Origin of the sequence: Streptomyces sp. NPDC047043, from assembly GCF_040644055.1 — a bacterium.
Lineage (GTDB): Bacteria > Actinomycetota > Actinomycetes > Streptomycetales > Streptomycetaceae > Streptomyces.
Genome location: NZ_JBEYVO010000024.1, coordinates 106,197 through 123,073 on the forward strand (window position 1 = coordinate 106,197; position 16,877 = coordinate 123,073).

19 protein-coding genes are annotated in these 16,877 nt (G+C 69.9%); 2 read left to right on the plus strand and 17 right to left on the minus strand.

The features are described from left to right. Nucleotides 1-157: 157 nt before the first annotated feature. The 16 genes from dprA to proS all read right to left on the minus strand — a co-directional run bounded on the left by dprA (nucleotide 158) and on the right by proS (nucleotide 13,047). The gene (gene dprA, locus ABZ880_RS33645; protein ID WP_361270718.1) at nucleotides 158-1,318 is read right to left on the minus strand and encodes a DNA-processing protein DprA; all 1,161 of its coding nucleotides are present in this window, start codon (nucleotides 1,316-1,318) and stop codon (nucleotides 158-160) included. After that, the gene (locus tag ABZ880_RS33650) at nucleotides 1,315-2,940 is read right to left on the minus strand and encodes a YifB family Mg chelatase-like AAA ATPase (protein WP_361270721.1); all 1,626 of its coding nucleotides are present in this window, start codon (nucleotides 2,938-2,940) and stop codon (nucleotides 1,315-1,317) included. Before ABZ880_RS33650 ends, dprA begins: the two co-directional genes overlap by 4 nt. Further along, nucleotides 2,940-3,332, minus strand: a complete 393-nt coding sequence (locus tag ABZ880_RS33655) for a YraN family protein (RefSeq protein WP_361270725.1) — start codon at nucleotides 3,330-3,332, stop codon at nucleotides 2,940-2,942. The genes ABZ880_RS33650 and ABZ880_RS33655 overlap by 1 nt, the downstream gene beginning before the upstream one ends. A gap of 58 nt (nucleotides 3,333-3,390) precedes the next feature. Further along, a complete protein-coding gene (locus ABZ880_RS33660; protein WP_003993268.1) occupies nucleotides 3,391-3,699 on the minus strand; it encodes a DUF2469 domain-containing protein in 309 nt (102 codons plus the stop codon). 56 nt (nucleotides 3,700-3,755) lie between these two features. Beyond that, the gene (locus tag ABZ880_RS33665) at nucleotides 3,756-4,289 is read right to left on the minus strand and encodes an NUDIX hydrolase (RefSeq protein ID WP_361270727.1); all 534 of its coding nucleotides are present in this window, start codon (nucleotides 4,287-4,289) and stop codon (nucleotides 3,756-3,758) included. Continuing rightward, nucleotides 4,279-5,055 (minus strand): signal peptidase I, encoded by a 777-nt coding sequence (lepB, locus tag ABZ880_RS33670; RefSeq protein WP_361270730.1) that lies wholly within the window; start codon nucleotides 5,053-5,055, stop codon nucleotides 4,279-4,281. The genes ABZ880_RS33665 and lepB (ABZ880_RS33670) overlap by 11 nt, the downstream gene beginning before the upstream one ends. A 131-nt stretch (nucleotides 5,056-5,186) precedes the next feature. Then, entirely contained in the window at nucleotides 5,187-6,167 is a 981-nt protein-coding gene (gene lepB / locus ABZ880_RS33675) for a signal peptidase I (RefSeq protein ID WP_361270733.1), read from the minus strand. Beyond that, complete coding sequence (gene lepB, locus ABZ880_RS33680; protein ID WP_361270736.1) at nucleotides 6,058-7,161, minus strand: signal peptidase I; 1,104 nt, start codon at nucleotides 7,159-7,161, stop codon at nucleotides 6,058-6,060. The genes lepB (ABZ880_RS33675) and lepB (ABZ880_RS33680) overlap by 110 nt, the downstream gene beginning before the upstream one ends. After that, nucleotides 7,154-7,849 (minus strand): signal peptidase I, encoded by a 696-nt coding sequence (gene lepB / locus ABZ880_RS33685; RefSeq protein WP_361270738.1) that lies wholly within the window; start codon nucleotides 7,847-7,849, stop codon nucleotides 7,154-7,156. Before lepB (ABZ880_RS33685) ends, lepB (ABZ880_RS33680) begins: the two co-directional genes overlap by 8 nt. Nucleotides 7,850-7,895: 46 nt before the next feature. Then, the gene (gene rplS, locus ABZ880_RS33690) at nucleotides 7,896-8,246 is read right to left on the minus strand and encodes a 50S ribosomal protein L19 (protein WP_003973398.1); all 351 of its coding nucleotides are present in this window, start codon (nucleotides 8,244-8,246) and stop codon (nucleotides 7,896-7,898) included. Between the two features lie 134 nt (nucleotides 8,247-8,380). Further along, a complete protein-coding gene (gene trmD / locus ABZ880_RS33695) occupies nucleotides 8,381-9,214 on the minus strand; it encodes a tRNA (guanosine(37)-N1)-methyltransferase TrmD (RefSeq protein WP_361270740.1) in 834 nt (277 codons plus the stop codon). Then, nucleotides 9,214-9,756 (minus strand): ribosome maturation factor RimM, encoded by a 543-nt coding sequence (rimM, locus tag ABZ880_RS33700; RefSeq protein WP_361270743.1) that lies wholly within the window; start codon nucleotides 9,754-9,756, stop codon nucleotides 9,214-9,216. The genes trmD and rimM overlap by 1 nt, the downstream gene beginning before the upstream one ends. Before the next feature lie 84 nt (nucleotides 9,757-9,840). Further along, nucleotides 9,841-10,080 (minus strand): RNA-binding protein, encoded by a 240-nt coding sequence (locus tag ABZ880_RS33705; protein WP_003973401.1) that lies wholly within the window; start codon nucleotides 10,078-10,080, stop codon nucleotides 9,841-9,843. 2 nt (nucleotides 10,081-10,082) lie between these two features. Further along, nucleotides 10,083-10,502 (minus strand): 30S ribosomal protein S16, encoded by a 420-nt coding sequence (gene rpsP, locus ABZ880_RS33710; protein ID WP_361270745.1) that lies wholly within the window; start codon nucleotides 10,500-10,502, stop codon nucleotides 10,083-10,085. Nucleotides 10,503-10,774: 272 nt separating this feature from the next. Continuing rightward, a complete protein-coding gene (locus ABZ880_RS33715; protein ID WP_030943152.1) occupies nucleotides 10,775-11,371 on the minus strand; it encodes a hypothetical protein in 597 nt (198 codons plus the stop codon). 260 nt (nucleotides 11,372-11,631) lie between these two features. Further along, a complete protein-coding gene (proS, locus tag ABZ880_RS33720) occupies nucleotides 11,632-13,047 on the minus strand; it encodes a proline--tRNA ligase (RefSeq protein ID WP_361270747.1) in 1,416 nt (471 codons plus the stop codon). Nucleotides 13,048-13,245: 198 nt separating this feature from the next. On the opposite strand from proS, the gene ABZ880_RS33725 reads away from it, so the two are divergent. Both ABZ880_RS33725 and ABZ880_RS33730 read left to right on the plus strand, forming a co-directional pair. After that, a complete protein-coding gene (locus ABZ880_RS33725) occupies nucleotides 13,246-14,112 on the plus strand; it encodes an SAM-dependent methyltransferase (RefSeq protein WP_361270750.1) in 867 nt (288 codons plus the stop codon). Between the two features lie 113 nt (nucleotides 14,113-14,225). Beyond that, nucleotides 14,226-14,831: a hypothetical protein gene (locus ABZ880_RS33730; protein ID WP_361270753.1), complete on the plus strand. Its 606-nt coding sequence runs from the start codon at nucleotides 14,226-14,228 to the stop codon at nucleotides 14,829-14,831. 25 nt (nucleotides 14,832-14,856) lie between these two features. Here the strand turns inward: ABZ880_RS33730 and ftsH are convergent, their stop codons facing one another. Beyond that, the gene (gene ftsH / locus ABZ880_RS33735; protein WP_361270756.1) at nucleotides 14,857-16,794 is read right to left on the minus strand and encodes an ATP-dependent zinc metalloprotease FtsH; all 1,938 of its coding nucleotides are present in this window, start codon (nucleotides 16,792-16,794) and stop codon (nucleotides 14,857-14,859) included. Nucleotides 16,795-16,877: the final 83 nt, after the last annotated feature.

Genomic DNA, 16,877 nt, shown 5'->3' on the forward strand with positions numbered 1-16,877 from the left:
CGCGGTGCGCGAAGGTCGCCTCGGAATGCGTGCGCAGATACGTTCCGCAGGGCGCCCCACCGGGTCATGAAGGTCGCTGTGCGTGACCGCCGGAGGACGCCAACTGCGGGTATTTCCACTGGTGTCAGGCTTCCCCCGGACGGCCGAACACGCTCGGTCAGCATCGGCCGCGACCCTCGCGGACGGAGATCATCGCCTGGCGTGTCAACTTCCAGCCGTCGCCGTGTCGTTCGACGTAACCGAGTGATCGGAGTTCGTACAGTCTCGCGACGGCGTCGTCCGGCGTGGTCTGCGCTCCGCGCGCGATCTCGCCGGCCCGCGCCGCGCGGCGTCCGGGCAGGGCTGCGAGGACGCGTCGCGCGGCCGGCTCCAGTAGGTCCCGCGGCAGCACGGGACCGCGCCGGTCCGGGGCCAGCTCGCCCATGTCGCCGACCAGCTCGACGACTTCCGCGGCGTCGGTGACGAGCACGGCCTCGCCCCGCAGAAGTTCGTGCACTCCCGCGGACAGGCCGCTGGTGGCCGGTCCCGGTACCCCCATCGTGTGGCGGCCCAGCCGTTGCGCCGCCCGCGCGGTGACGAGCGAGCCGCTGCGGTAGGCGGCCTCGACGACCACGGTGCCCCTGGTCAGGGCGGCGATCACCCTGTTGCGGACGATGAACCTGCTCGGCGTCGGATGATCTCCGGGCGGCAACTCACCCACGACGAGTCCCTGTTCCGCGATCCTGTTGATCAACTCGGTGTGTCCGCGCGGGTAGGACCGGTCGACGCCGCAGGCCAGCACGGCGACGGTGGCTCCGCCGGCGCCGAGGGCGCCCCGGTGCGCTGCGCCGTCGACGCCGTAGGCGCCGCCGGACACCACCACCCACCCGCGCTCGGCGAGCCCGGCGCCGAGGGTGGCCGCCATGTGCGCCCCGTACTCGGTGCAGGCCCGCGCGCCGACGAGGGCGACCGAGCGGAGCGCCCACATCCGCAGACTGGGCAGCCCCCGGACCCACAGCCCCACGGGCCGCGCATCCCCGAGATCGTCCAGCTGCCCCGGCCACTCGCCGTCACCCGGTGTCAGGAACCGAATCCCGGCATCCCGCGCGGCGGCAAGATCCCGCTCGGGCTCGGCCTCCTGCGCCCGGTCCAGCAGCCCGGCCCACCGCTTGTCGGTGATCCCGACCAGCTGCGGCCCACCGCCCCGCAACACCCGCGCGACCTCAACGGCCCCCATCTCCCGCACCCACCGCCCACCGACCTCGTCCCCGGGTTCGAGAACCCGGCTCAGGAAGACACGGGCGAGCAGCTCGCCGTCCGGATCGTCGCCGGCGGTCATGTCAGCGCCCCGATGGCCATGGGCACGCCTCGCGGCACGCCGGTGCGCAGTTGCAGCGCCAGGGCGACGTCCGTCGCGTCGGGGCGGTCGTGTCCGACGAGGTCGGCGACGGTCCAGGCGACGCGCAGGACGCGGTCGAGCCCGCGGGCGGTCAGCACGCCCCGCTCCAGGCTGCGTTCGGCCTCGTCCATCGCGCCGCTCGCTGCGTGCCAGCGGCTGCGCAGCTCCCGGCCGGGGACTTCGCTGTTCGTCCGCCACGGCGTGCCGGCCAGCCGCGCCGCCGCCCGCTCCCTGGCCGCCCGTACGCGGTTGGCGACCGTCGCGGTGGACTCGCCCCGCGCGCCGCGCTGAGTCAGCTGGTCGCGGGTGACGCGGTCCACCTCGACGCGCAGGTCGACCCGGTCGAGCAGCGGCCCGGACAGCCGCGCCTGGTAGCGGCGGATCGCCGAGGGCGGGCACTCGCAGAAGTCGTCCATCTGCGAGAAGCGGCCGCACGGGCAGGGGTTCGCCGCGAGGACCATCAGAAAGCGCGCCGGGAACCGCACGACACCCGCGCTGCGTGCGATCACGACGTGCCCCGCCTCCAGCGGCTGCCGCAGCGCGTCGAGCGCATGGCTGCTGAACTCGGGTGTCTCGTCCAGGAAGAGGACACCTCGATGCGAGAGCGACACGGCCCCGGGGCGCGCGATCCCCGGTCCGCCGCCCACGAGCGCCTGCATCGTGGCCGAGTGGTGCGGGGCGCAGTACGGAGCGACGTCGATCAGGGGTTTGCCCGGCGGCAGCAGTCCGGCCACCGAGTGCACCGCTGTGACCTCCAGCGACTCCTCCCTGCGGAGCCGGGGCAGGATGGCGGGCAGCCGCTCCGCGAGCATGGTCTTCCCGGCGCCGGGCGGGCCCTCGAGGAAGAGGTGATGGCCGCCCGCCGCGGAGACCTCCACCGCGGTCCTCGCCGAGATCTGGCCCACGACGTCGGCGAGGTCGTGCCCCTGGTCGTGCTGTGCCGCGCCCAGGCTGTGCATCCCCGTGGCCGCGCCCGTACCGGGCACGCGCAGACCGGCCAGGAGCGGATCGGGGCGACCCACCTCGTCCGGTTCCTCGTCGGGCACGGGCTCGTCCGCCAGGACGGCGATGAGCTGCCGCAGGCTGCGCACGCCCAGGACGGACACGCCGGGCACCAGCGATGCCTCGGCGGCCGCGCACTCGGGCACGACCACCTGCTCGTAGCCGGCGTCCGCCGCGGCGAGCACCGCCGGCAGGATCCCGCGGACGGGCCGCACCCGGCCGTCCAGCCCCAGCTCCCCGATCATCACGATGTCGGCGAGCACCCGCGGATCGATGCGCTCCGAGGCACCGAGGACGGCACAGGCGACAGCAAGATCGAACCCGCTGCCGGCCTTCGGCACCGATGCCGGGCTGAGCCCGACCGTCAGTTTCTTCTGCGGCCACTCGCCACCCGAATTGACGACCGCCGCCCGCACCCGATCCCGACTCTCCGTCAGGCTCTTGTCCGGCAGCCCCACCAACGTGAAAGCCGCAACCCCCGGCTCCAGATCGGCCTGGACCTCGACCACCACGCCCTCGACGCCCACCAGCGCCACCGAGCACGTACGCGCGAATCCCATCAGGCCACCCCCCGCGCATGCTCGACCACGGGCGCGCCGCGGTCGGGGAGCAGGACGCCGACCAGGTCGATGCGGACGCCTCCCGGCGGCGCTCCTCCGTGTTCCTGGGCCCAGCGTTCCGCCAGGCCGCGCAGGCGTTCCGCCTTTGTGGGCGTGACCGCGGCCATGGGGTGTTCGAAAGCGCCCGCGCGGCGGGTCTTCACCTCGCAGACCACCAGGACGTCGCCGTCCCGGGCCACGATGTCGATCTCACCCGTCCTGCCAGCGCGCCAGTTGCGCTCCAGGACTGTCATCCCGGCGTCCACCAGCCGCCTGGCGGCCAGATCCTCGCCGTACTTGCCCATCGCACCTCGTGCGTTCATGTCGGCACCACCTCCGGCGCCAACCGTCACGCATCCGGCCCGACCAAGTGGATCTTGGTGGACTACTCAGCGGTTGTGGAAAACTTCGTCACCCGCTCGGCAGCTCGAGGTCGCTCTTGTTCAGCTCCTCGATGTTCACGTCCTTGAACGTAAGAACGCGGACCTGCTTCACGAATCGAGCGGGCCGGTACATGTCCCAAACCCAGGCATCCGCCATGGACACCTCGAAGAACACCTCACCCTGGACTGAGTGCACCTGCATCTCGTAATCGTTGGTCAGGTAGAAGCGCCGCTCGGTCTCGATCACGTATTTGAACAGACCGACGACATCGCGGTACTCCCGGTAGAGCTTCAGCTCCATCTCGGTCTCGTACTTCTCGAGGTCCTCGGCGCTCATGGCATGTTCCCCTTCAGCCGTGCGATCCCCCCATTGTGCGCCAGTCCCGCGCCCCTCTAGACAATTTCCGTGTCAAGGGTTACGGGTCCGGCCGGGGGACCTTCGTCGAGCAGCCGGCGGAGCAGCCCGGCGAGTCTGGTCGGATACACCGTCTCATGTGCCCGGCTCAGTTCCCGGCACGTCCACCAGCGTGCTCCGGCGACGCTGCGCCGCTCCAGCTCCGTCAACCGCGTGGGTTCGGGCACCGCACCGGACGCATCGCTCGTACGGGCCAGGTAGTACCACTCGTCCTGGTCCCAGCGGCGGCCCGCGAACGGGAAGGAGCACATCCGCCGCCACAGCACCGGCCCGAGTTCGACCTCGGTGATGCCGGTCTCCTCCGCGAGTTCCCGCAGTGCGGCCTCTTCACGAGTCTCGTCGCCCTCCACGCCGCCGCCCGGCGTGAACCACCAGTCGTCGGCCGGATCGCCCGGCTCGTGCCCGTGCAGGAGAAGGATGCGGTCGTCGGGGTCGAGCAGGACGACCCGGGCGACCTTGCGCAGCACGCCGCGGTAGGAGTCCTCGTACGCGTCCGTCGCCTCAGCGGGCACCCACGGGCTCCGTCCGCGCACGGGAGCGCCGGTTGCCCATCCGCTTGGCGATCGGGCCGTACGCGCCACCGCCGAGGACGAGGACGGCTCCCGCGACGATCAGCGTGACGATCGTACGCAGCGGGCCCGGGGAGGAGATCGCCCCGAGCGTCTCGAAGCCCGTGGGGCGCTCCAGCATGCCCTTCATGGGCCAGACGACGGAGTCCACCCGGGCGGTCACGGCGGAGCGCGCGACGGTGCCCTGGGCCGCGTCGCTGAGGTGGGCGGAGGAGTCCAGGGAGCCCTGACGCTCGTCGCCGAGCAGGAACAGCCGGCCCTTGGGGACCGTAACGGTGGGGATCTTCTTGTCCTCGACCACGCTGCCCTTGAGATAGGCCTCGTCGATCTGCTTGCCGTTGACGGTCAGCTTGCCGTTGGTGCAGCAGGAGACCTTGTCGCCGCCGACCGCGACCACGCGCTTGACCACGGCCGCGTTGGTCACCCAGCTCTTGTCCGTGAAGACGACGACGTCGCCCCGGCGAACCTCGTCGCCGTCGACGCGCTGCGCCAGGACCCGGTCGCCCGCATCGATCGTCGGCGTCATCGATGTGGTCGGCACGGTGTACGGCCGGTAGACCACCGCTCCCCAGGCGAATCCTCCGAGGAACAGCACAATGCCCAGTGCGACAGCGATTCCGGACAGTCGCTGTCCGGTCCTGCTGCCCACCGGGCCCGTGCTCTTGCCGCCGCTGCGCGGGGCCGTACGCGTAGTGCTCTCGCCACCCATGGGTCCGCACCCTACCCGGCGGTACCAGAGCCGGTCAGCCCCTCCGGGGCGACCGAGGTCACAGCTGCACCAGGCTTTCACCAAGGCGAGGTCAGGCAGGGTGCGCGAGACGCCTCAGCGGGTCCGACGGCTCAGCGGATCTCGGCCGGCGCGATCTTCCTACGCCGCCACAGCGCCACCGGCACCACGCCCGTGAGGGCGAGCGCGTTCGGCGCGGCCGTCAGCGCGGCGGACGCCGAGGACTTGCTGTTCAGGCCGGGCTGGTCGAAGGTGTCCGGGACCGGGAGGGTGTCCCAGCGGGTGATCGGCCACGCGATGACGATGGCGCGTCCGACGACCTTGTCCACCGGAACCATGCCGTTGTGCTTGTCGCTCTGGTTGTAGCGGGAGTCGCGCGAGTTCTGGCGGTGGTCGCCCATGACCCAGATGTAACCCTTGGGGACCTTCACCGTGAACTGGCCGCCCTGGTCGTCGACGCTGCACGGCGTGTTGCCGGCGTAGACGAACGACGCGTCGTCGAGCGCCTTGCCGTTCACCTTGAGCGGTCCGCTGCCCTTGCAGGAGACGGTGTCGCCGCCGACACCGATGACGCGCTTGATGAGGTCCTTCTCCTCGGCGGACGGCATCAGGCCGATCCAGCTGAGGACCTTCTGCAGCGCGTTCGGAGTGGCGGTCGGCTCGCCCGCCAGCCAGTTGTCCGGGTCGTGGAAGACGACGACCTCGCCGCGCTCGGGCTCCGAACCGAACCACGGGGTGAGCTTGTCGACGAGGACGCGGTCGCCCTGCTGGAGCGTGTTCTGCATCGAGTCCGAGGGAATCGAGAACGCCTGCACCAGGAACGTCTTGATCAGCAGCGCCAGCACGAGCGCGATGCCGATCAGAATGGGCAGCTCCTTCCAGAAGGAGCGCTGCTTCTTGGACTTGGGGGTCGAGTCGCCCGGCCCTTGATCCCCGGGTTTGGTCTGTTCGTCGCGCGCGGGCCCGTCGTCGGCCGCCGGGGAGTCACTCCCGGAGGTCACGGCGCTGTCCGCGGCCGGGACGGCTTCCACGGGGTGTCCGCGGTGCTCCTCGCCGTCGTGTCCGGACCGTGCGCCAACCGCCACATCCCCCACGCCAACTCCTTACTCTGTGCCGCCGCCTGCCCCATGTGCGGCGCAGGCCCACCGCTCCCATAACGAGCGGGAGTTCCGCAGGGGTCGGGAGCTGGATCGTTCCGTTCAGATCGTCGGGAGCAACCCTATGCGACAGCTGCGGGGACGCGGTCGTCCCCGACACCGAGTTGGAGACGGAGGAGAAAGTTTTAGGTTCTTTCAGCATGTTCCAATGGCCGAAGGGCCAGGCGATGACCTTCGCCCGTCCCACCACCGAGTCCACGGAGACCGTGCCGCCGTAGTCGGTGTTCATGTGGGCGCGGGAGTCCGCGGAGTTCCCCCGGTGGTCGCCCATCACCCACAACCGCCCCTGGGGGACGGTGATATCGAACTGCTGCGTGGAGGGGGCGTTTCCGGGATAGAGGTAGTCGCCTTCGGTCAGCGGCACGCCGTTGACGGTCACCCGCCCCTGTGCGTCACAGCACTTGACGTGGTCGCCGCCGACTCCGATGACCCGCTTGATGAGGTCCTTCTCGTTGTCGGACGGCAGCAGGCCGATGAAGGTGAGCCCCTCCTTGACCTGCTTGACGACGACGGGGTCGTTCTTCTTCGTCGTGGTCTGCTCGTCCGCGAGCCAGCCGCCGGGGTCCTTGAAGACGACCACGTCGCCGCGCTTGGGCTTGGAGCCGAACCACGGGGTGAACTTGTCGACCAGGACGCGGTCGCCGATCCGGATCGTCTGCTCCATGGAACCGGACGGGATCACGAACGCCTGGACGAGGAACGTCTTCAGGACCAGGGCTATCAGCACCGCCACGCCGACGAGGAGGGGTATCTCCCTGACGGCGCTGCGCCGGCGCTTTCGCTTGACCTTGCGCTGCAGCTTGCGCCGTTCGGCACGGGTACGGCCGCCGCCCACGCCGCCGCCGGTGCGGCGGGAGCCGGTGGGCAGCAGGTCCTCGGTACCGAAGGGGTTGCTCGGCGCGACACCGCGCGGTTTGCCACGGTTACCCATGCGCACCGTCCACGGCGGGCACGCGCGCGTAGGCGCCGGGACGCTGCAGGCGGGTCCAGTGGGCGGTGGGCCACACGATCCAGTCGGCACGTCCGATGACGTCGGAGACCGGGATCATGCCGCCGCCGGGTGAGCCCAGGTGGTCGCGGGAGTCGCTGGAGTCGCTGCGGTGGTCGCCGAGGACGAAGAGGGTGCCCTGGGGCACGACGACCTTGAAGGGCACCGTGGACGGGCTGTCGCCGGGGAACAGGAAAGTCGACTCGTCGACCGACCGGCCGTTCACCTCGATCCTCCCCTCCTTGTCGCAGCAGACCACGTGGTCTCCCCCCACGCCCACGACGCGCTTGATGTAGTCGGCGTTCCCGAAGTACCCGGTTCCGTCGAACACAACGACATCGCCGCGGCGCGGCTCGGCACCGAAACGGTACGCCAACTTATTTACGAGAACGCGGTCCCCGATCCTCAATCCGTTTTCCATGGATCCGCTGGGAATCTGGAATGGTTGGACCACGAAAGCGTTGAGGAGCAGCAAAAACACCAGGCAGACCAGCAGGATCAAGGAGATCTGGCCGCCGGGCAGCCAGTCGGTGATCCGCGTCACCAACGCGAAACGCGACCGTCCCTCCACAGCCGCTGGTACAGGGCTGGAAGAGCGGTCGCGCTCCGTCGGCTGTGCTTCGGTGTCCATCGGGGCCAGATGCTATCCGGCTCCGCTGAGAACCCCCCGCGCGAGCTCAGCTGTCGCGCTTCTCCTTGATCTTCGCGGCCTTACCGCGCAGCTCGCGCAGGTAGTACAGCTTGGCGCGACGCACGTCACCGCGGGTGACGAGCTCGATCTTCTCGACGATCGGGGTGTGCACCGGGAAGGTGCGCTCGACGCCGACGGAGAAGGAGACCTTGCGGACCGTGAAGGTCTCGCGGACACCGGCGCCCTGGCGGCGGATCACAACGCCCTTGAACTGCTGCACACGGGAGCGGTTGCCCTCGATGACGCGGACGTGGACGTTGACGGTGTCACCCGGGCGGAAGGCCGGGACGTCGCTGCGCAGCGACGCGGCGTCGACGGAGTCGAGCAGGTGAGACATTTCGTCTGCTTTCTTCGCTGATGCCACAGGTCATCAACGGGAGCTAGGTGTTCCAGAAGGATGCTGTCCGTGTCGGGGCGGGCGTCGTGTCCCCCTGTGGCAGGGGCGCACGCCGGACGACGCACAACAGCGGCCTATTCTTCCACGCCCTGTGTCCTGCGCCAAAATCGGCCGTACGGCTCCCCCTCCGGGTCCGGGGCCCAGCCCAGGATGGAGAGCATCTCCCGGTCCTTCTTGTCGAAGACCTTGGGGTCGCAGCGCTCGATGAGGTCGGGCCGGTTGGCCGTCGTACGGCGAAGGGCCTCGTCCCTCCTCCAGCGGGCGATCTTGCCGTGGTGGCCGCTGAGCAGCACGTCGGGGATGCCGCGGCCGCGCCACTGCGGGGGCTTGGTGTAGACGGGGCCTTCCAGGAGGTTGGCCATCGCGCCGGGCGCGAAGGAGTCGTCCCGGTGCGATTCCGCGTTGCCGAGGACGCCGGGCAGCAGGCGCGCGACGGCCTCCGTGACGACCAGGACGGCCGCCTCGCCGCCGGCCAGGACGTAGTCGCCGATGGACACCTCGTAGACGGGCATCCGGGTCGCGTACTCGTCGATCACACGGCGGTCGATGCCCTCGTAGCGCGCGGGCGTGAAGATCAGCCATGGGCGCTCGGAGAGCTCTACGGCGAGTTCCTGGGTGAAGGGCCGTCCGCTCGGGGTGGGCACGATCAGCGCCGGCGCGTGGGAGCCGGTCTCGTAGCCGTCGGCGAGGGCGGAGTCCAGGGCCTCGCCCCAGGGGTCGGTCTTCATGACCATGCCGGGGCCGCCGCCGTACGGGGTGTCGTCGACGGTGTTGTGGCGGTCGTACGTCCACGCGCGCAGGTCGTGCACATGGACGTCGAGCTGTCCACGCGCGCGTGCCTTGCCGACGAGGGAGACGTTCAGGGGTTCCAGGTACTCCGGGAAGATCGTGACGACGTCGAGGCGCATTACGACTCGTCTCGCGAGGACACGATGTCGGCCCGGTCGTCGATCAGTCCGGGCGGCGGGTCGATGACCGCCCGCTGCTCCTCGAGGTCGATCTCCGTGACGATCTCCTCGACGAAGGGGATGAGGACCTCGCTGCCGTCAGGGCGCTCCACGATGAACAGGTCCTGGGAGGGCAGGTGCGAGATCTCCGTGATCCGGCCGACCTCCACACCGTCCTTGGTCACCACGTCCAGGTCCATCAGCTGGTGGTCGTAGTACTCGTCCTCCTCCTCGGGGAGCACCTCCGGGTCCACCTCGGCGATCAGGAGGGTGTTGCGCAGGGCCTCGGCGCCGTTGCGGTCCTTCACACCCTCGAAGCGCAGAAGGAGACGGCCGCTGTGGACACGGCCCGTCTCGATGGTGAGCGGGCCCGTGGAAGCGGGGTCCGTGAGCAGTACGGCGCCGGGCGCGAGCCTCAGCTCCGGCTCGTCGGTGCGGACCTCGACGGTGACCTCGCCCTTGATGCCGTGGGCACGGCCGATGCGAGCGACTACCAGCTGCACTGTGCTTGATCTCCTGTAGGTACGACTACGGGCCGGGGACGGCCCTGTGGCCCTCCCCGGCCCGAGCCGGTGCTGCGTTTGACGTCAGCGGACGTGGTCGACGTCGACTAGGTCGACGCGGACACCGCGGCCGCCGATGGCGCCCACGACGGTGCGCAGAGCGCGCGCGGTGCGGCCGTTGCGGCCGATCACCTTGCCGAGGTCGTCGGGGTGGACCCGGACCTCGAGGACGCGCCCGCGGCGCAGGTTGCGCGAGGCGACCTGCACATCGTCAGGGTTGTCGACGATGCCCTTCACGAGGTGCTCGAGAGCCTCCTCGAGCATGCTCAGGCCTCGGCCGACTCGGACTCGGCGGCAGCCTCGTCCTTCTTCTCCGCCTTCTTCTTCTGGGTGATCGCCTCACCCTTGCCCTCGTCGTCGCCGCTCAGGGCCTCGAACGACGGGCGCGCCTTCTTCGGCTCGGCAACCAGCAGCGGAGCCGGGGCGGGCTCGCCCTTGAACTTCTGCCAGTCGCCGGTCTTCTTCAGAATGGCGAGGACGGGCTCGGTCGGCTGCGCGCCGACACCCAGCCAGTACGCCACACGGTCGGCGTCCACCTCGATGACCGACGGGTGGTAGGTCGGGTGGTACTTGCCGATCTCCTCGATCGCACGGCCGTCACGGCGGGTGCGGGAGTCGGCGACGACGATGCGGTAGTGAGGCGAACGGATCTTGCCCAGACGCTTCAGCTTGATCTTGACTGCCACGGGAGTGGGTTCTCCTGGATTTGACGTGGTTGGGCACGGCGAGATGGCCGCGTGGGGTTGCGGTACCCGAGTGCCCGATGGACGCGTCAGCCGGAGGCGAGAGGGTTCCTGTGCGGCTGTCGAGTACAGCTAGCCATTGTGCCACACCCGGCGGGTCGCTTCCGACCGGGTGCTCCGGGCATGCCTGAGGGGCACCCGGCATTCCAGGTGCCCACAGGCTGCGCACGTCCGCTACGGCTTCCGGGGTGCGGCTGCCACGAGCAGCCGCATCCTCATGCCGCGCCGACGACCTCCGGGATCCGGAACGGCTTCCCGCACCCTCCGCACACGATCGGCGCCTGGGCCAGCACGGACGGGACGACCCGTACGTTACGACCGCAGTCGCACACCGCCTTGACCCGCACTCCACCGCCGGAGGAGCCGTGGCGGGCGGCCGGGCCCCGGAAGCTCTTCGGGGTGTCGGCGGAGGTGGCTGCCGTGTGGGCCTTCAGGGCACGCTGCAGCCGCTCGATGGTCGGGCGGTAGCGGCGCTTGGCCTCGGGGTTGAGCGTGACCAGCGAGAAGCCGCTGCTGGGGTGCGGTTCCTCGGGGTGGTCCAGGCCCAGCTCCTCGGCGATCGCGAGGAATCTGCGGTTGTGGTACCGGCCGGCGCGGGACGTGTCGCGCACGCCGCGAGCGGCGGCGATGCCATGGACTGCCTCATGGAGCAGTCGCTCGAAGGAGAGCTCGTGACCGCACGCGGACGACGACTCTCCGATCAGGGACTCTGGCGCGGCAAGGTCCGGCAGCTCGGGGTGGTACCGCTGAATGTCGGCCCACGCCTCTGCCAGCTCTGCGGCGAGAACAGGTGGTGTCTGTGTCGTGCTCACGTAATGACAACGAGCGGGAGCTCGAATGTGTTCCTATTCCGGGTCATCCCAAATAATTTGCACGTACCCGTCAGTTGCCGCTGATGCGCCCTGACGAGGGCGGGTGCGCTGATCTGCGGAGAAACCTCACAGCTCGTACCAAGGTGGTACGTAGTCCGACCTACGACCGGGCACGTAGACGATGTCCACGGCCCGGTGCGGTTGTGATCCGCAGGTGCGCAAGGGGCGTTTCGGCCGCTCTCGCGCCGGAGGGCGCCACTTCAGTAAGCGCGCGCGACGACCGCGACGTTACCGGGCGCGTCCTCGCGGTCGGGCACCGCCCCGTCCTCCGCGACCAGACACCGTACGGTCATTGCGTGCTCGGCCAGTCTGGCCTCGCCTTCTTCGCCGAGGTCCGCCCACGGGATGCGCGCCCAGCCGCCTGCGCGGACGGACTCGACGGCCTCCTCGATCGTGGACACGTCCGCCGTACGGGACTCGCGGCGCTCACGCGACTGCCGCAGGAGCAGCGCCTGGTCCTCGTCGAGGACCGTGGGGAACAGGCTCACGAGGGAGTCGAGGGCCACCGGCTCCTTGCCGCCCGGGATACGGCGGGCCAGCATCGCGGTGCCGCTGTCCAGGTCACGGGGCCCGACCTCGATCCGTACGGGCACGCCCTTGAGCTCCCAGTCGACCGCGCGGCGCCCGAAGGGGAGGTCCGTGCGGTCGTCCACGTGGACGCGGATGCCGGCGTCCTTCAGCCGGGCGCCGATTTCGCGGACCTTGGCCAGAACCGTGTCGTCACCCTTGATCGCGAGGACCACGGCCTGGATCTGGGCGAGCCGCGGCGGCACCCGCAGACCGTTGTCGTCCCCGTGAGTCATCACCAGGGCGCCGATCATGCGGGTCGTGGAGCCCCAGGACGTCTGCCAGACGAGCTCCTGCTTGCCTTCCTTCGACAGATACGACGTATTGAAGGCCTTGGCGAAGTTCTGGCCCAGTTCGTGGCTGGTGACCATCTGGAGGGCCTTGCCGTCGCCCATCATGCTCTCGAGCGTGAGGGTGTTGACGGCGCCCGCGAAGCGCTCCTTGACCGTCTTGCGGCCGGACAGGAAGTCCATCGCGAGGACGTTCTCGAGGAAGTCCCCGTAGACGTGCCGCTGGATGTGCGCGGCGAAGTCCCGCGCCTCCTCGTAGGTGGCATGCGCGGTGTGGCCCTCCTGCCACAGGAATTCCGTCGTACGGAGGAAGAGCCGCGGCCTGAGCTCCCAACGCACCACGTTCGCCCACTGGTTGATGAGCAGGGGCAGGTCGCGGTAGCTCTGCACCCACTTCGAGAAGTACTCGTTGATGATCGTCTCGGAGGTGGGGCGGACGACGGCGGGCTCTTCGAGCTCCTTGCCGCCGGCATGGGTGACCACCGCGAGTTCGGGGGCGAAGCCCTCGACGTGGTCGGCCTCGCGGGTGAGGTACGACTGCGGGATCAGCAGCGGGAAGTACGCGTTCTGCGTGCCCGTCTCCTTGATCCGGGCGTCCATCTCGGCCTGCATCCGCTCCCACAGCCCGTACCCGTACGGTCGGATCACCATGGTGCCGCGCACCGGGCCGTTGTCGGCCAGCTCCGCCTTGTTGATCAGATCCTGGTACCAGCGGGGGAAGTCCTGCGCCCGGGGGGTGAGAACGGATGCCTTTGCCATGGCGCGATGCTACGGGCCGACGTTGCCGGGATGTGAATTCTTTTCGCTCGCACAGCCACGCCACAAGCCGGGCCCTTCAACCCCTGGACGAGCGGTCGAGTGCGGAGTTACCTGGCATACGGGGGGAGTGCGAGCGCACGTCACGGGGGCTACTGAAACGGGCACAGCGGCAACTCTCGGCGGATTGGGGCGCTTTAGATGACACCTACGCTCGTGCGGCGGCATCTCACTCACGCGGGCGAGGTACCCCGCGCCGACCTGTGTGCACGCGCGCGTGACTGGTCCGAGATCCAGGAGCGGATGCTGGTCCCGCTCTACGAGGCCGTCTACGAGCGACTGGAAGTGGGCTCAGGCACACGGCTGTTGGGCCTCGGCTGCGGCAGTGGGCTGGCTCTTCTGATGGCCGCGTCCAGAGGCGCCACGGTCACCGGTGTCGACCACTCCTCCCCCGAGCGGCTCGCCCTCGCGCGGGAGCGGCTGCTGCCGGAGACGTGGAGCACGCGCGCGCGTGCGGACACGCGGCTCGTGGACGGTGCGCCGGAGGACGTAGGGGCCGCGGGCGACGCGGAGACGCCCGCGTACACCCTGGTGACCGCTTTCGAGCCCATCGGGTGTCTCGCGGGCGACTCGGAGGGGCTCGGCGGGCTGCTGCAGGCAGCGACACCGCTCGCCGAGCGCGGGGCGCCCGTGGTGCTCGCCGGCTGGGGTCCGCCGGAACGCTGCACCACGTCGTCCGTGCTGCGGGTGGCCACCAAACTGGCGGATCCGCTGCGCAGCACGGGCAGTTGGCGCCCCGCCCTTCGCGACGACCTGGAGGAGGTGGCCCGGCGGGTGGGCCTGAGGCCCGACGGCTCGGGCCGGGTGGCCTGCCCCTTCGGCTACGCCGACATGGACAGCGCGGTACGGGGGCTGCTGTCGACGGGCCTGTTCGACGCGGCGATCTCGGCGACGGACCAGACCCAGGTCGACAAGGAACTGACGGAGGCCCTGCACCCGTACCAGCGCCGGGACGGCACGGTGTGGATGCCGAACGTGTTCCGGTACCTGATCGCCCGTACACCCTGACAGGACCGCTCCTGCCTGCACAGTTGTGATTGGCGTGAAGCAGACGATGCGATACCTGCGCTGCTTCGTTGCACAGGGCACCACTCACTCGCATCTGGCACACAGGAGCTGTTTTGCTGCACCACAAGACCGCGCTGCGCCTCGCCGCGCCCATGGCCGTCCTGGCCCTGACGCTCACCGCCTGCGGCGGCGGGGGCGACAAGGCCGACGCCAAGAGCCCGGACACCGCCCGGGCCAAGGCCTCCCCTAGCCCGTCGGCGGCCTCCGGCGGCGAGATGGGGACCGGTGAGGCGGCCACGGGGAAGTTCAAGGAGGACCCCGGTGTGGTCACGTACGGGATCGTGGCGCAGAAGGTCGTGCTCGGCACCGAGGCCGATGCCGCGAAGGCCGTGGCCGACGCGAAGAACGCCAAGGGCAAGGTGCTGGCCACCGCGCAGGTGAGGTTCACGCACAAGGGCGGTCCGACGCTCACCGACTCCCCCGACGTCAACGACGGCACCGAGGTCTACGCCGACGGTGTGCCGGGGGCGATCCTCATCGGTGCGGACGAGAGCGCCGTGGCCGGCTGCGAGGACCCCTACGACGTCGAGAGCTGGAAGCAGGGCGGGAGTCACGTCTTCTGCGAGACGTACCTGGTGCCCGTGGACGCGAAGAGCGTCGAGGTGCACTGGGCCGAGGAGGACGGGGCACCGTACGTCTGGAAGTTCCCGGGCAAGTAGACGCTGCGGGGGTGGCCGGCCGCGGTCACCCCTCGCCCTTGGCGAGGCGCGTGATTCCCGCGATGCGATAAGCGTCCGCCTCCTCCAGGGTCTCCCGTTCCAGCAACGCCTGTGCCAGGGCGTCCAGTTGGCCGCGGTGGTCGCGGAGTTTGCGGCAGGCCTCCTCGTAGCACTCGTCGACGATCCGGCGCATCTCGCCGTCGATCACGTCGAGGGTCTGCGGGGCGGCGGCGAGGCCGTAGGCCTGCTGGGCGTCGTTCGGGAGGGCCGAGAGGCGGCCGACGCGCTCGCTCATGCCCCAGCGGGCGACCATTCCGCGGACGATGTTGGTGACCTGCTCGAGGTCGTTCTCCGCGCCGGTCGTGATCACCCCGTAGACGACCTGCTCCGCCGCCATGCCGCCGAGTGCGCCGATGATCCGGCCGCGCAGGTACTCCTCCGTGTACGCGTACTTGTCGGACTCCGGCGTCGAGAGCGTCACGCCGAGCGCGCGGCCGCGCGGCACGATGGTGATCTTGCGGACCGGGTCGGCGCCGGGCTGCAGCATGCCGAGCAGGGCGTGGCCGCTCTCGTGGTACGCGGTGCGGCGGCGCTCCTCCTCGGGCATCACCAGGGGCCGTTCGGCGCCCAGTTGGACCTTCTCCAGCGCCTCGGAGAGGTCGGACTGCGTGACCCGCTCCTGCTTGCGCTTGACGGCGAGGAGCGCGGCCTCGTTGGCGAGGTTGGCCAGTTCGGCGCCGGTCATTCCCGGGGTCGTACGGGCGACGTGGGCCAGGTCGACGTCCTTCGCGAGCGGGATCTCGCGGGTGTGGATCTGGAGGATGGCCTCGCGGCCGCCGCGGTCCGGGGGCGAGACCATGACCACCCGGTCGAAGCGGCCGGGGCGGGTGAGGGCCGGGTCCAGGACGTCGGCGCGGTTGGTGGCCGCGATGACGATGACGCCCTCCGAGCCGGAGAAGCCGTCCATCTCGGTGAGGATCTGGTTCAGCGTCTGCTCACGCTCGTCGTGGCCGCCCATACCGGAACCGCCGCCGCGGGCCCGGCCGATGGTGTCGATCTCGTCGATGAAGATGATCGACGGCGCCACCTTGCGCGCCTCCGCGAACAGCTCACGCACGCGTGAGGCACCGACGCCGACGATCATCTCGATGAACTCGGAGGCCGACGCCGAGAAGAACGGCACGCCCGCCTCACCGGCGACGGCACGCGCGAGAAGGGTCTTGCCGGTGCCGGGCGGGCCCGCGAGCAGGACGCCCCGCGGCATCTTCGCGCCCATCCTGCGGTAGGCGTCCGGGTTCTTCAGGAAGTCCACGACGTCGTTGAGTTCGCCCTCGACCTCGTCGATGCCGGCGACGTCCTCGAAGGTGGTCCGCTGCTGTCCGGGCTCCAACTCGACCGGCCTGGGTGGTGCCTTGCGGCCGAGCATGCCGCCCGCGCCGCCCATCCCCGCGCTCATCCGCCGTGCGATGAAGACCCACACCGCGATCAGCAGCAGCATCGGCGCCAGCGAGATCAGCAAGTTGGCCAGAAAGCTGCGGTGCTGGACGACCGGCTCCGCCGTGACCGTGACGTTGTGCTTGGTCAGGTCGTCCCAGATCTGGTCGCTCGCGAAGGTCGGCCGCTCGGTGTTGAACTTGGTGTACTTGCCGCCGCCGTCCGGGTTGCTCTGCTCCTTCTTGAGCTGGCCCTGGATCGCGTTGCCCTTGGCGTAGATCTTGCTGACGTTGCCCGCGTCGACCTGCTTGCTGAACTCGGTGTACGAGATCGTCGGCTCGTCGCCCTCGTTGAAGAACGACAGGATCAGGTTCGCGATCAGGTACACGACCAGCGCGGTGAGGATCAGACTCCACCAGCCGCCCCGCATCTTCCGCCCGCCCGGCGGCGGCTTCGGCGGCTCCTCGGGAGTGCCCTCGGTGCGCCAGGGCTGGTCCGGCGACTTGCGTGGCGGCGCGGGGTTGGTCATATCCGGACGTTACGACAACGACCAACCCCTGGCACGCGCACAGGGTGAAGCAGAGGGTGAACTCAGCCCATGAACCTCTTGAG

Excerpts from the sequence above, each read along its gene's own strand:
- dprA (WP_361270718.1), bottom strand. The coding sequence starts at position 1,318 with ATGACCGCCGGCGACGATCCGGACGGCGAGCTGCTCGCCCGTGTCTTC.
- ABZ880_RS33650 (WP_361270721.1), bottom strand. The coding sequence starts at position 2,940 with ATGGGATTCGCGCGTACGTGCTCGGTGGCGCTGGTGGGCGTCGAGGGC.
- ABZ880_RS33660 (WP_003993268.1), bottom strand. The coding sequence starts at position 3,699 with ATGAGCGCCGAGGACCTCGAGAAGTACGAGACCGAGATGGAGCTGAAG.
- lepB (WP_361270730.1), bottom strand. The coding sequence starts at position 5,055 with ATGGGTGGCGAGAGCACTACGCGTACGGCCCCGCGCAGCGGCGGCAAG.
- lepB (WP_361270736.1), bottom strand. The coding sequence starts at position 7,161 with ATGGGTAACCGTGGCAAACCGCGCGGTGTCGCGCCGAGCAACCCCTTC.
- lepB (WP_361270738.1), bottom strand. The coding sequence starts at position 7,849 with ATGGACACCGAAGCACAGCCGACGGAGCGCGACCGCTCTTCCAGCCCT.
- rplS (WP_003973398.1), bottom strand. The coding sequence starts at position 8,246 with ATGTCTCACCTGCTCGACTCCGTCGACGCCGCGTCGCTGCGCAGCGAC.
- trmD (WP_361270740.1), bottom strand. The coding sequence starts at position 9,214 with ATGCGCCTCGACGTCGTCACGATCTTCCCGGAGTACCTGGAACCCCTG.
- ABZ880_RS33705 (WP_003973401.1), bottom strand. The coding sequence starts at position 10,080 with ATGCTCGAGGAGGCTCTCGAGCACCTCGTGAAGGGCATCGTCGACAAC.
- proS (WP_361270747.1), bottom strand. The coding sequence starts at position 13,047 with ATGGCAAAGGCATCCGTTCTCACCCCCCGGGCGCAGGACTTCCCCCGC.
- ABZ880_RS33725 (WP_361270750.1), top strand. The coding sequence starts at position 13,246 with ATGACACCTACGCTCGTGCGGCGGCATCTCACTCACGCGGGCGAGGTA.
- ftsH (WP_361270756.1), bottom strand. The coding sequence starts at position 16,794 with ATGACCAACCCCGCGCCGCCACGCAAGTCGCCGGACCAGCCCTGGCGC.